Genomic DNA, 13,017 nt, shown 5'->3' with positions numbered 1-13,017 from the left:
GATCAGTTCGGCGAGCCGGGCGAGACGCCTGCGACCTGCGATCACGTACGCCGGACCGGCCTGGATCGTGCCCGCGAGCCCCACCCGGGAGAGTGCGTCATCAATGGCATTGTCAAGCAACCCGTCGGGATTCAGACCGAGTGCGTACCCCTGCGGCCGCGGTGACCCCGCCGCCGCGACCCAGAGGCGCAGCCTCGGCCCGTCGAGGAACAGCCTCCCGGAGGGCGGCGGCCAGCTGCGGGCAAGACCGTTCAACCGGCTGCTGTACGCGGTCCGCACTTCGAACGCCGGCGGAGGTTCCTCCTCGTCTCGCTGCCGCTCTTCTGCCTCGTCCGCCGGCTCGGGCGTCTCCACGGCCGGGGTGGGCTCGGGCGTCTCGACGGCCGGCGTGGGCTCGGGCGTCTCGACAGCCGGCATGGGCTCGGGCGTCCGCGGTGCGCTGTCGTCCCCGGCATCCCCGGCCTCGTCGATCTCCTGATCGACCGGCACCGCGACCAGCTCGGACACCCGATCCTCGCGCGGCTCGGCTGCCACCGGATGCCAGTTGACCACCAGCCCCCGGGAGACGAGCTCCTCGACCAGCACGTGCACCCGCCAGGCCGCGTCCACCCGGACGGCGACGCGGGCCGTACCGCCCATCCGGCCGAGCGTCCCCGGGCCGGCCAGCAGGCCTGCCAGATCGGCCAGCGACGGGTCGACGGCCTCCACCCCGAAGACGGACAGCTGCTTGCCGGAGGGCGCGGCGGCGGTCGTGGCCCGGCGGGACCGGACGCGGGCGGGCTCGACCGGCGCGGGCAGCACCTCGCGCGGGATCAGCGGCCACCCGGGCTCGGCCATGGTCAGCGGCACTCCGGCTCTTCGACTCTCGCCATGATCAACAGTCTTCGAAGATCTCACTCATGATCAACGACATTCCGGGGCTTCGTCGAAGGCTTCCTTGAGCTCCACCGACGAGAGGTTGCTCGTGTCCAGCTCGCTCGCCTTGTACTCGGTGTTCAATGTCTCCACGACCGTGCCCACCTTGGCGTAGAAGTCCTTCGACGGGCTGGTCTGAAGCGCTTCGATGCCCGTCTTGGCGCGGCCGTACGCGTCGCGCATCGCGCTCAGTGAGGTCGTGAAGCTCTCCGCCACCCTCTTGCCCTGGTCGACGTCGGGCACCCCGGCCTTCTCCACCCCCGCGCGGGCCTTCTCGCTGGCCGACTCCGCGCCGCCGAAGAGCCGCATCAGGTTCTCCTTCGCCTGGGCGGGGGTCGTCGCGGCGGTCATCTGCTGCTGCGTACGGGTCGCGAGCGTGCCGATCTCCGTGCGCCAGGGGGCGAGCACCTTGCACACCGAGGCGGCCCAGGCGCGCGGCGCGGGGCCGCTCGAGCACGCACCCAGCGTCACGACGAGCGAGCAGACGATGAGTAAGAAGGTGGAGCGGGCCGTGCGCATGGATTGCAGCGTACGGCCAACGTACGACGGAGGGCACCCGGCGAGCGCCGAGTGCCCTCCTGACCACCGCTCTCGGATCAGGCGCTGACCTTCTCCGAGGTGGACGGCGCCGCGGGGGCCTCGTCGCCCATGGAGATCGGCTTGCGCTTGCTCCAGACGACCGCCGCCACGATGATCAGCGCCGCCACGATCGCGATCGTCACGCGCAGCGCGGTGTTCTGGTCCGTACCGACGCTCCAGGCCACGACGGCCGGGGCGATCAGCAGCGACACCAGGTTCATCACCTTCATCAGCGGGTTGATGGCCGGGCCGGCGGTGTCCTTGAACGGGTCGCCGACCGTGTCGCCGATCACCGTCGCGGCGTGGGCGTCGGAGCCCTTGCCGCCGTACGCGCCGTCCTCGACCAGCTTCTTCGCGTTGTCCCAGGCGCCACCGGAGTTGGCCAGGAACACCGCCATCAGGGTGCCCGCGCCGACCGCACCGGCCAGGTACGCCGCGAGCGCGCCGGCGCCCAGGCCGAAGCCCACCGCGATCGGCGCCATGATCGCCAGCAGACCCGGGGTGAGCAGCTCACGCTGCGCGTCACGGGTGCAGATGTCGACGACCCGGCCGTACTCGGGCCGCTGGGTGCGGTCCATGATGCCGGGGAAGTCGCGGAACTGGCGGCGTACCTCCATCACGACCGCGCCCGCCGAGCGGGAGACGGCGTTGATCGCCAGGCCGGAGAAGAGGAACACGACCGCGGCGCCGACCAGCAGGCCGACCAGGTTGCGCGGGTTGGAGATGTTCAGCAGGCCGAGGATCTCGTTGCCGATCCGGTCGGGGCTGATGCCGGCGTCGGCCAGCGACGACGACAGCGTGTTCGTGTACGAGCCGAACAGCGCCGTGGCGGCGAGGACGGCCGTCGCGATCGCGATGCCCTTGGTGATCGCCTTCGTGGTGTTGCCGACCGCGTCCAGCTCCGTCAGGATCTGCGCGCCGCGCTCGTCCACGTCGCCGGACATCTCGGCGATGCCCTGCGCGTTGTCCGAGATCGGCCCGAAGGTGTCCATGGCGACGATGACGCCGACCGTGGTCAGCAGGCCGGTGCCGGCCAGCGCGACCGCGAAGAGCGACAGCGTGATGGAGGAGCCGCCGAGCAGGAACGCACCGTACACACCGGCGCCGATGAGCAGCGCCGAGTAGACCGCCGACTCGAGGCCGACGCTGATGCCGGCGAGCACGACCGTGGCCGCGCCGGTCTGCGACGACTTGCCGATGTCCTGCACCGGGCGCCGCTGCACCTCGGTGAAGTAGCCGGTCAGGGCCTGGATGGCGGCCGCGAGCACGATGCCGATCACGACCGCGCCGATGGCCACCAGCCGCGGGTTGCGGTCGCTGCCGACGACGCCGGCGTCCAGCGACGCGTCGTTGAACCCGGCGAAGGAAGCCGGCAGGTAGATGAAGCTGACGATCGCCACGATGATCGCCGACAGCACGGCCGAGATGTAGAACGCCCGGTTGATGGCGGTGAGGCCGTTGCGGTCCGAGGCGCGCAGCCGGGTGATGAAGACACCGACGATGGCGATGACCACACCGATCGTCGAGACGATCAGCGGGAAGATCAGACCGTCCTGGCCGAACGCCGCCTGGCCCAGGATGAGCGCGGCGACGAGCGTGACCGCGTACGACTCGAAGAGGTCGGCCGCCATGCCGGCGCAGTCGCCGACGTTGTCGCCGACGTTGTCCGCGATCGTCGCGGCGTTGCGCGGGTCGTCCTCGGGAATGCCCTGCTCGACCTTGCCGACCAGGTCCGCGCCGACGTCCGCCGCCTTGGTGAAGATGCCGCCGCCGACCCGCATGAACATGGCGAGCAGCGCGGCGCCGAAGCCGAAGCCCTCGAGCACCGTCGGGGCGTCGCTGCGGTAGATCAGCACGACCAGCGAGCCACCGAACAGGCCCAGGCCCACGGTGAGGAAGCCGACCACGCCACCGGTACGGAACGCGATGCCCATCGCCTTCTCGCGGCCACCGGACTCACCCGCGGCCGCGGCGACACGCAGGTTGGCCCGCGTCGCCAGCGCCATGCCGGCGCCGCCGATGAACGAGCTGAACACCGCGCCCACGACGAAGAACAGCGACCGGCCGATCTTCACCGCGGTCTCGTTGTCGCCGTTGCCGTGCACCGGCAGCAGGAACAACAGCACGACCGCGATGACCACGAAGATCGCCAAGGTCTTGAACTGCCGGAACAGGTACGCGGACGCACCCTCCTGCACAGCCCCGGCGATCTCCTGCATGTTGGTGGTGCCGCGCCCGGCCTTGAGGACCGACTGCACGAACATGGCGGCGAAGGCGAGCGCGACCAGCGCGAACACCACCGCGACGATGACGAACGTGACGTTCGAACCGCTGAGGGACGCCCCGCCGCTCTCCGCGGCGAGGGATATGGAGGTCCCGGACATCAATGTCCTCCTGTACACCGACCGCACCCGGTAGTGGACGAAACCGCCGGGCGCATCCCCGCATCGGGGAGACGACAAACCGGGTCCCGCGGCCGCGGGACCAGGGAGCAGTAGCTGATTACCGGCGTACTGTAGCGGCCGCGGGTGGTGATGGTCACACCTGGTTCCGGCCGTGTCGTGGTGATGTTTACCGCTGTGTTAGCGGTTGGCGTTCGAACGGGTGACGGCCTAGGCTCCGGGGTTCTAGCTGGGCTTTCCCCAGCGATGCGCCGAACGGCGTCCTTTTTGCGCTGAGTGGTGTTCGCGCAGGGCTCGGGAACGGGCATTCCTCTGCGTCCACTCGCATGCGCATGGCGTCATTTCCGAGCGGCGTCCGCGGGCTGCCGGCAGCCGGCGCCGTCCGCGGCTCTATCGGCGGCCCGGGCCGCTCGCGGATCAACAGCGATCTGCGCCGCTCGCGGATCAGCGGCGGTCGATGCCGCCGACCGCCCACTCCGGCGGGCAGCGCCGCGCGCGAGGCCGTAGTTGAACAGGCCGACAGATCGGCGAGGCCAGGCCGCGGTTGAACAGGCCCGGACCGAGCGGTGAGGACACGGCTGGGCGGCCGGGTCAGCGGCGGTGGACCGGCCAGACCATGCGGACCTCGGTGCCCGCGCCCTCCTCGACGGGCCGGACCTGCAGGTCGTCGACGAAGCCGGCGAGCAGCGCGAATCCCACGCCGGTGGTCAGCGCCTCGTCGGTGAGCGACTCGTCCGCCAGCTCGTCCGGCGGCAGCTTCGTCAGGCCGATGCTGGCCTCGATCGGGGCCCGGTCGATCACCCGCACCGTGTACGAGTCGGCGTCGGCCATCTCGACCATGACGAGGTCGGGAAGGTTGTACTGGTTGTGCAGGGCCACCGCACGGGTGCACGCCTCGCCGATCGCCAGGCGTACCTCGTCGAGGAGCTCCTCGGCGACCCCCGCGCGCCGAGCCACCGCGACGCCGACCAGCCGGGCGGTGCGCACGTGCACCGGCGCGGGCGAGAACGACAGCCGTACCGTCGCCATCACGCCGTCGGAGGGGTGTTGTCGCGTTCGCCGGACGCCGTCGAGGTCGCCGCCTCGATGGAGGGGTAGATCGGGAAGACCTGGTCGAGGGCGGTGATCCGGAAGATCTTGAGCAGGGGCTCCTTCGAGCAGACCAGGCCGAAGGTGCCGTTCGCCGCCCGCAGCCGCTTGAGGGCGCCGACGAGCACGCCCAGCCCGGTGGAGTCGAGGAAGTCGACCCGGCCGAGGTCCACCACCACGTGGCGCGACCCCCCGTCGACCAGCTCGACGAGCCGTTCGCGCAGGCGCGGGGCGGTGTAGACGTCGACCTCACCGCCGACGTCGAGCACCGTGTGCTCGCCGACGGTCCGGCTGGTCAGCGACAGCTCCATCGGTCCTCCTCCCTCCGGGGCAAGCCCTCAGGCAGCCGATCTCCCCAGCGAATCTAACCACCGACCGTCATCCCCCGGCGCACGGCACCCACCGTCGTACCCGTTTGGGGTTCGGGGCATACCGATGTCACAGTGCAGGACGTGAGCTCGACAGCACCGGACATTTCGGCCACTGTTCCGGGCACCCCCGCGGCGGGTCAGGGCAAACCGGCCGTTCCCGCCGCGCGAACCGACGATTCCGCCACGCACGCCGGCCCTCCGGCGGATCAAGCTGACGGGACCGGGCAGGGCGATGTTCTCGCTGGGCGTAGCGGGCTCGCTGCGCTCGGGCCGGCCGACCTGCTGCATCGGCTGCGAGCGCGCCGAACGTCCGCCGAGGACTCTCCGATCACCCACGTCGAGCGGGTCGAGGCGCGGGCCGGGCGGACCGTGCCCTGGCCGACGTGGGTGCCGCAACCGCTGCGGGACGCGTACGGCTTCGAGCCCTGGGAGCATCAGGCCGCCGCGGCTTCGCTCGCCCATGCCGGACAGCATGTGGTGCTCGCCACGGGCACGGCGTCCGGTAAGTCCCTTGCGTACCAGATGCCCGCGCTGAGCCGGCTCCTCGAGGACCCACGGGCGACCGTGTTGTATCTCTCGCCGACCAAGGCGCTCGCCGCGGACCAGCTGCGGGCCGTCGCACGCCTGGACCTCGACGGCGTACGGCCGGCCACATACGACGGTGACACGCCGCGCGAGGAGCGCGAGTGGATCCGGCAGCACTCGCGCTTCGTGCTGACCAACCCGGACATGCTGCATCACGCCATCCTCCCCGGACACGCCCGCTGGGCTCCCTTCCTGCGCCGGCTCGCGTACGTGGTGATCGACGAGTGCCACACCTACCGGGGCGTGTTCGGCTCGCACGTCTCGCACGTCCTGCGCCGCCTGCGCCGGTTGGCGGCCCAGTACGGCAGCACCCCCACGTTCGTCCTGGCCTCGGCGACGTCGGGTGACCCGGAGGGCGCAGCCTCCCGGCTGACCGGGCTGCCGGTGACCGCGGTGACCGACGACGCATCGCCGCGCGGGGCTGTCACGTTCGCCCTGTGGGAGCCGCCGCTGCTCCCCCACGAGGATCCCGACCTGCCGCCCACCCGGCGCTCCGCGCTGAGCGAGACGGCGGATCTGCTCACCGACGCCGTGGTCGCGGGCACCCGTACGCTCGCTTTCGTCCGCTCCCGCCGAGCGGCCGAGGTCGTCGCGACGATGACGCGGCGCTCCCTCGACGAAGCGGTCCCGGGTCTCGGCCGGCGCGTGGCGGCCTACCGGGCGGGCTACCTGCGCGAGGACCGGCGCGCGATCGAGCGGGCGCTGATGTCGGGCGAGCTGCTGGCCCTCGCGTCGACGAACGCGCTGGAGCTGGGCGTGGACCTGGTCGGGCTCGACGCCGTGCTGATCTGCGGCTACCCCGGCACCCGCGCGTCGCTGTGGCAGCAGGCGGGCCGGGCGGGGCGGGCCGGCGGCGAGGCGCTCGCGGTCCTCGTGGCGCGTGACGACCCGCTGGACACGTACCTCGTGCACCATCCCGAGGCGCTCTTCGGCCGCCCGGTCGAGGCCACGGTGCTGGATCCGGCCAACCCGTACGTCCTCGGCCCGCAACTGTGCTGCGCAGCCGCCGAGGCCCCGTTGCGCCCGGCGGACCTGGAGATGTTCGGCGGCCGGGCCGCGCGCGACGCGGTGGAGGGCCTGACCCGTACGGGAGCGCTGCGCAAACGCCCCACCGGCTGGTACTGGACCCACCAGGGCCGCCCGGAGGTCGACCTGCGCGGTACGGGCGGCGCACCGGTCGCCGTGGTGGAGGCGGCGACGGGCCGGCTGCTCGGCACGGTCGACCAGGGCTCGTCGCACGTCATGCTGCACCCCGGTGCGGTCTACCTGCATCAAGGTGTCTCCTATGTGGTGGATGAGCTGGATCTGGAGGAGGCGGTGGCCCTCGTGCACGCCGCGGAGCCGGACTGGTCCACGCACGCCCGCGACGTGACGGACCTGTCGGTGGTGTCGGTGCGTGAGTACGTGGACGCCGGCCCTGTCGGCCTCTTCCTGGGCGAGGTCGACGTGACGAACCAGGTCGTCTCGTACCAGCGCCGCCGCATCGGCACCGGCGAGGTGATCGACACCCGCCCGCTGGACCTGCCGCCGCGCGAGCTGCGTACGGTCGCCGTCTGGTTCACGATCTCGCCGCGCACCCTGCTCGCCGCGGGCGTCGAGCCGCCGGACATGCCGGGTGCCCTGCACGCCGCGGAGCACGCCGCGATCGGCCTCCTCCCGCTGATGGCCACGTGCGACCGCTGGGACATCGGCGGCCTGTCGACCGCCAACCACGCGGACACGCAAGCCCCGACGGTCTTCGTGTACGACGGCCACCCGGGCGGTGCGGGCTTCGCGGAGCGGGCGTACGGGACGGCAGCCGAATGGTTGCGAGCGACCAGGGAAGCAATCACCTCGTGCGGATGCGACGCGGGATGCCCGTCCTGCGTGCAGAGTCCGAAGTGCGGCAACGGCAACAACCCTCTCGACAAGGCCAAGGCGATATCCGTCCTGGACGCGGTGCTGGCCGCCCTCCCCGACCGCTCGTCGGAAGAAGAACAGAGCGCGGCGTAACACCGGTCGCATGGCACAAGTCATCGGAGGACCGGTCCGGCCCGGGCGACGGCGGAGGCGTGGCGCTCGAGGCCCGGCAACGGCCTGACCACCGTTTCGACCGCGACCACGATGTCCCGGCCCTCCAGCCGGCACGCGGTCAGCCGTCCCCCGTTCGCCGCCACCAGTTCGGCGGCCCGCGCGCAGGCCACCTGCCGGCCTTCGACGGCTCGCATCGCGCCGGCGAGGGCGCCGAGGTCAGCTGCCGTACGGGCCTCGTGCCGTCCGACCCGAGCGGCGCCGACCGCAGCGCCGGCCACGCCGCCGCCGACGAAGACCAGCCCGACCGCCAGCACGAAGATGGATGCGGCGCCTCGATCACGGTGGCTCATGGGATGAGCTCCGGTTCGCGTGCCGCCGTGGCGCTGGCCTCGACCGTGATCGCGGGAAGGTTCGCCCCGAGCACCGCCACCGGAGTCCGTACGGTGACCGTCACGACGTCCGTCCCGCCGGCCACCTTCACGTGGGCGCCGGATGGGGCTATCCGGCGGGCCTCCTCGGGGCCCTGACCGCCGCGGGCGGCGACGAGAGCGCCTTCACGGGCGGCGTCGACGCAGCGGCCCTTGGTGGTCAGGGCGCTGACGGCGGTGAGGCCGCAGAGAAGGAGAAGCATGAGCGCCGGCAGCCCAGCCGCGAGCTCGGCTGTGAACGAGCCCCGATCAAGCGCCCTCGGCGGGCAGCCGAGTGCGGGATGTCGCGCCCGCACACTTCGCCGCGCGAAGGGCAGCGGTCGACGGCCGGGCTGCCGGCGCGCGGTCACTTCAGGGCCTCGGTGATCACGCGGGCGAGGGACTGCTGGATGGAGGGGCTGGTCAGGACCTTGAGCAGGACGCCGGCGAAGGCGACCGCGGCCAGGGTGCCGACGGCGTACTCCGCGGTGTTCATACCGTCGTCGCGGCCCGCATCGGCGCGGAGGGCGGCGAGCCGGGCGATGAGTCGGTGCACGGGTGCTCCTTCTTGTCGTGTGTCGTGGTGACCGGTTGTCGTATCTGTCGTGGTGACGGGTCAGAGGACGGCGCCGAGGACGGCGACCACCACCGGGACCAGGCCGGCGAGCAGGAAGGCCGGCAGGAAGCACAGTCCCAGCGGCAGGACGATCAGGACGCCCGCGCGCCGGGCGGCCGACTCGGCGGCGATGGCCCGGTCGGCCCGCAGGTCGTCGGCGAGGCGCGTACATGCTCCGGAGAGGGCACCCCCGCTGGCGCTGGAACGGACCGCCGCGGCGGTGAGGCGGTCCGCGCCCGTGACGCCGGCGAGGTGGGACCAGGCCTCCGGCGGGTCGGCGCCCAGCCGCAGCGACCGGGCCACGCGGTCGAGGCGGTCGGCCAAGGGGCCGCCCAGGGCTTCGGCCACTGCGGACACGGCGCGGTCGACCGGTGCACCGGCGCGCAGGGCCGCGGCCAGGAGGTCGGCGGCGAGGGGCAAGTCTGACTCGGCTCGCGTACGCGCGGCGCGCACCTCCGCCGGCTCCTGACGTCTCAGCCAGCGGTCGGCGCCGTACGCGACCCCCGCCGCGACCGGTACGCCCCACCAGTGCCCCACGTACCAGACGATGGCCGCGCCGCAGGTCAGCGCGACGAAAAGGCGGCGGATCACGCAGCGACCTCCCGCGCGACGGTGACCGCGGCGCTCAAGGCGCGCAGGGGGCACGTGACGCCGCCGGGCCGGGCCTCCGGCAGGCGCGATGCCCTCAGGAGAGTCACGATGCAACAGGGGTGGAGCGGCACCTGGACCGGGCCGCCGGCCCGCAGGATCGCCTCGGCGCCGCAGAGGGAGGCAGTCATCGCGAGGCTCCGTCGGTGAGGCGGCCGGCCCACATCAGGCCCGCACCCTGCAGCAGCACCGCGCCCGTGGCGCACGCCGCCCCTACCGGGGTGTGCAGCAGGACCCCCAGCGGGTCCACGCCGATGAAGTAGCCCAGCCCGATGCCTCCGAGCGGCAGGGCGGCCAGTAGTAGCGCGGTCGCCTGCGCACCGGCGGCCTGGGCCACGGCGGCGGCCCGGGCCCGGTCGGCCGCGCGGGCATCGGCCTCGATGCGGTCCACCAGGTCGGCCGTCGGGGCGCCCGTACGATCGGCCAGCCGCTGAGCCGCCGCCGCGAGGTCGCCGAGGCGCCCGCCGATCGCAGCGGCCGGGGCGAAGCCGAGCCCTGCCCGGAGATCGGCGGCCAGCGCGCTCAACTCGTCCAGGCTGCCCGAGTGCTCGCGCATCTCCTGCCGCTCGGTGAGCCGCCGGGCGAGCTCCCGGGCGCCGAGCGCCGCGTACACCGCGCCGACCAGGGCGGCCACCGGCCCGCCGACGAGGAGCCCTGCGACCGCGGCGGCCGCGGCGACGACGGCTATCGACCGCCCCGGATGCCGGACGACGCGGGCGGCGATTGCGCCGGCGTCGATCGACGGCAACGCCCGCGACGGCGGCGTGGACAGGCGGCGCAAGCCCGCGCGGGCCGGCCAAGCGGCGACCACGGCCGCGCTGACCAGCAGGACCGCCGCGAGGGACCACGGCCACACCGTGGGCAGGGAGGAACTCATCCTCGGCACCCCAGAACGGGCGGTACGGCGACGCCGCGTTCGCTCAGGAGACGGGCGAGGGCCGGCGCGCCCGGTCCCGCGCCCCGGCCCCGCTGCCAGGCGGCGATGACGGTGGCGAGGTGCTGCTCCCCCGTCGGCAGCAGCACCCCGACCGAGTCCAGGACACGGCCGCGGCTGAGGCGGCGTACCTGGAGGATCACCTGAAGGGCGGCCACGGCCTGGGCGTGCAGGGCCGCCCGCGGCAGGCCGCCGAGCATGCCCAGCGCCTCGAGCCGGGCCGGCACGTCCGAGGGCGCGTTGGCGTGCAGCGTGCCGGCGCCGCCCTCGTGGCCGGTGTTGAGCGCGCCCAGCAGGTCGACGATCTCGGCGCCCCGGCACTCGCCGACGACCACGCGGTCCGGACGCATGCGCAGCGCCTGCCGGACGAGGTCGGTGAGGCCCACCGCGCCCGCGCCCTCGACGTTGGAGGTGCGCGCCTGCAGCGTGACGACGTGCGGGTGCACCGGGCGCAGCTCGGCGGAATCCTCGACCAGCACGATGCGTTCGGTCGGCGGCACGAGGCCGAGCAGCGTCGCCAGCAGCGTGGTCTTGCCGGTACCCGTACCGCCGGTGACCAGGTAGGCCAGCCGCGCCTCGACCACCGAGGTCAGGACCGCGGCGAGCGCGGGCGGCACGGTGCCCTGCCGGACGAGGTCGTCGAGGCTGAACGGGCGCTGGCGGAACGTGCGGAGCGACAGGTACGGCCCTGTCGTGGCGACCGGCGGGAGAACCGCGTGCAGACGGGTGCCGTCGGACAGGCGGGCGTCGGCGTACGGGAGACCGTCGTCGAGCCGCCGGCCGCACGCGGCGGCGAGGCGCTGGGCGAGACGGCGGACGTCGTCCGGACCGCCCACGTCCACGGCCGCCCGGTGCAGGCCGTGGCCGCGGTCCACCCACACCTGCACGCCGTTGACCAGCACGTCGGTGACCGCCGGATCGGCGAGGAGCGGGGCCAGCGGGCCGGCGCCGACGAGCTGATCGCGGACCCGGCCGGCGAGGCGCCGGACGGTCGGGTCCCCCAGGACGGCCGCGTCGGCCTCCCGGCGTACGGCGGTGACGAGGGTGGCCTGCGTCGCCTCGAGACGTTCCTCGGCGATGTGCCGCCGTACCCGCTCGGCGAGCGACGGTGGTGCGGAGACGGACCGGCCGGTCATGCCGCGTCCGCCGTCCCGGCGTCGTCGGTCAGGTCCTTCAGCAGCCGCCGGCACAGCTCCGCCAACGGTCCCCGTCCCTCGGCGGTGGGCGCGTGTCCCCGCTCGAGTCCCTGGCACAGGACCTGCTCCGGCCGCAGCGAACCGGCCAGCGGCAGGCCGAGCGAACGGGCGACCTCGCGGGCCTTGAGCCGCCCCGGCGACGGGCCGCGCACGACGACGGACAGCTGCCGGCAATGCAGCCGGGCAGCCGCGGCCACCCGGGCGGCCGCGGCCGTCGCCCGGACCTCGGCGGGAACGATGAGATATGCCCGGTCGGCGGCCTGGAGGGCGATCACGGCGGCGTCGTCGAGGTGCCGGGGCACGTCGACCACGGTGAGATCACGGCGCTCCCGGCCGACGTCCACGGTGACCGCCATGGCCTCGGCCGGCACGGGCTGGGCGGCGTCGCGCCCGTACGACAGCAGGACCAGGTCGCCGCGGCGCGGCAGGGCCCCGAGCAGCGCGGACGCGTCGACGCGACCGCCCGCCTCGACGATCGCGGCCCAGCGGAGACCGTCGACCTCCTCCCAGCCGAGGACGAGGTCGAGGCCGCCGCCCAGCGGATCGGCGTCGAGCAGCAGGGTGCGCTGCCCGTCGCGGACGGCGGTGACGGCCAGGCCGCCCGCCAGGGTGCTCGCCCCGGCGCCGCCCCGGCCGCCGAGCACCGCCAGGACGCGTCCGGCGGGCGGCGGCCCGGGCGGTTGCGTGAACTGCTCGACCAGCCAGGGCTCCGCGAGGGGCAGGACGGCCACGTGCTCCGCGCCGAGAGAGCGGGCGAGATCCCACGCTTCGGGGGCGATCGGCTCACGGCTGACGAGGACGACCCGCCGGTGCCGGGGCAGACGGGCACGCAGGCAGGCTTCGGCCTGGTCAGCGCCGATCACGACGAGCGGCGCGTCTGGGTATCGGGGCCGGGCGGCCGCCGGGTCGGGGGCCACGTCGGCCTCGGTGCCGGCCAGGGCGGCGAGCCGCACGAGATCGTCGAGCAGGGGCGGGTCGGCGGTGACGACGAGCGGCAGGGCCGGGGACGGCCCGGGCGGGACGGGGGTACGGGCGGACATCGCGGCTCCAACGGTCACGGCGGACGGAACGGAGCACCCACCGTGGCGGCCCTGCGGAGCGCCGCTCAACCGGAGATCGACGACCTGTGGATAACTTCGGGGCCTGTGGACAACGCGTACCCGACGGGCTGATCTGCTATGACGAGCAGGTCGGAGGCGGGTGGGGCGGGCGTAGCATCGGCGGGTCCGCGGCAGGCGCGGGGAGAGTGGACGGGCCCCACG

13 protein-coding genes and 1 pseudogene are annotated in these 13,017 nt (G+C 73.7%); 1 reads left to right on the top strand and 13 read right to left on the bottom strand.

The window, feature by feature from the left end:
- Positions 1 to 540: 540 nt before the first annotated feature.
- From AB0K03_RS09980 to AB0K03_RS09960, 5 genes and pseudogenes are all read right to left on the bottom strand, one after another.
- Positions 541 to 837 (bottom strand): annotated as a pseudogene (locus tag AB0K03_RS09980) (hypothetical protein); the annotation flags it as partial.
- A gap of 66 nt (positions 838 to 903) precedes the next feature.
- Positions 904 to 1,434, bottom strand: a complete 531-nt coding sequence (locus AB0K03_RS09975) for a hypothetical protein (protein ID WP_364682680.1) — start codon at positions 1,432 to 1,434, stop codon at positions 904 to 906.
- Between the two features lie 77 nt (positions 1,435 to 1,511).
- Entirely contained in the window at positions 1,512 to 3,878 is a 2,367-nt protein-coding gene (locus AB0K03_RS09970) for a sodium-translocating pyrophosphatase (protein ID WP_364682678.1), read from the bottom strand.
- Between the two features lie 609 nt (positions 3,879 to 4,487).
- A complete protein-coding gene (locus tag AB0K03_RS09965) occupies positions 4,488 to 4,928 on the bottom strand; it encodes an ATP-binding protein (protein WP_364682676.1) in 441 nt (146 codons plus the stop codon).
- Positions 4,925 to 5,296 carry an STAS domain-containing protein gene (locus tag AB0K03_RS09960; protein WP_364682674.1) on the bottom strand — a complete coding sequence of 124 codons (372 nt, stop codon included), beginning with the start codon at positions 5,294 to 5,296 and terminating at the stop codon, positions 4,925 to 4,927. The genes AB0K03_RS09965 and AB0K03_RS09960 overlap by 4 nt, the downstream gene beginning before the upstream one ends.
- A gap of 339 nt (positions 5,297 to 5,635) precedes the next feature.
- Here AB0K03_RS09960 and AB0K03_RS09955 point away from each other — a divergent pair, with 339 nt between their 5' ends.
- Positions 5,636 to 7,933, top strand: a complete 2,298-nt coding sequence (locus AB0K03_RS09955; protein ID WP_364683059.1) for a DEAD/DEAH box helicase — start codon at positions 5,636 to 5,638, stop codon at positions 7,931 to 7,933.
- Between the two features lie 20 nt (positions 7,934 to 7,953).
- On the opposite strand, the gene AB0K03_RS09950 is transcribed toward AB0K03_RS09955, so the two are convergent.
- From AB0K03_RS09950 to ssd, 8 genes are read right to left on the bottom strand one after another with little or no spacing between them, the layout of a single operon-like run.
- Positions 7,954 to 8,304: an Rv3654c family TadE-like protein gene (locus AB0K03_RS09950; protein ID WP_364682672.1), complete on the bottom strand. Its 351-nt coding sequence runs from the start codon at positions 8,302 to 8,304 to the stop codon at positions 7,954 to 7,956.
- Positions 8,301 to 8,678 (bottom strand): TadE family type IV pilus minor pilin, encoded by a 378-nt coding sequence (locus AB0K03_RS09945; protein WP_364682670.1) that lies wholly within the window; start codon positions 8,676 to 8,678, stop codon positions 8,301 to 8,303. The genes AB0K03_RS09950 and AB0K03_RS09945 overlap by 4 nt, the downstream gene beginning before the upstream one ends.
- Before the next feature lie 50 nt (positions 8,679 to 8,728).
- Entirely contained in the window at positions 8,729 to 8,917 is a 189-nt protein-coding gene (locus AB0K03_RS09940; protein ID WP_364682668.1) for a DUF4244 domain-containing protein, read from the bottom strand.
- A 60-nt stretch (positions 8,918 to 8,977) separates the two neighbouring features.
- Positions 8,978 to 9,514 (bottom strand): type II secretion system F family protein, encoded by a 537-nt coding sequence (locus AB0K03_RS09935; protein ID WP_364683057.1) that lies wholly within the window; start codon positions 9,512 to 9,514, stop codon positions 8,978 to 8,980.
- Between the two features lie 50 nt (positions 9,515 to 9,564).
- The gene (locus AB0K03_RS09930; protein ID WP_364682666.1) at positions 9,565 to 9,756 is read right to left on the bottom strand and encodes a hypothetical protein; all 192 of its coding nucleotides are present in this window, start codon (positions 9,754 to 9,756) and stop codon (positions 9,565 to 9,567) included.
- Entirely contained in the window at positions 9,753 to 10,502 is a 750-nt protein-coding gene (locus AB0K03_RS09925) for a hypothetical protein (RefSeq protein ID WP_364682664.1), read from the bottom strand. The genes AB0K03_RS09930 and AB0K03_RS09925 overlap by 4 nt, the downstream gene beginning before the upstream one ends.
- A complete protein-coding gene (locus AB0K03_RS09920; protein WP_364682662.1) occupies positions 10,499 to 11,695 on the bottom strand; it encodes a TadA family conjugal transfer-associated ATPase in 1,197 nt (398 codons plus the stop codon). Before AB0K03_RS09920 ends, AB0K03_RS09925 begins: the two co-directional genes overlap by 4 nt.
- Positions 11,692 to 12,795 (bottom strand): septum site-determining protein Ssd, encoded by a 1,104-nt coding sequence (gene ssd / locus AB0K03_RS09915; RefSeq protein ID WP_364682660.1) that lies wholly within the window; start codon positions 12,793 to 12,795, stop codon positions 11,692 to 11,694. The genes AB0K03_RS09920 and ssd overlap by 4 nt, the downstream gene beginning before the upstream one ends.
- Positions 12,796 to 13,017: the final 222 nt, after the last annotated feature.

The organism is Actinoplanes sp. NPDC049316 (assembly GCF_040677315.1).
Classification (GTDB): Bacteria; Actinomycetota; Actinomycetes; order Mycobacteriales; family Micromonosporaceae; genus Actinoplanes.
Note: the sequence above shows the minus strand (reverse complement) of the source record. Positions and strands in the feature narration are given on the sequence as shown.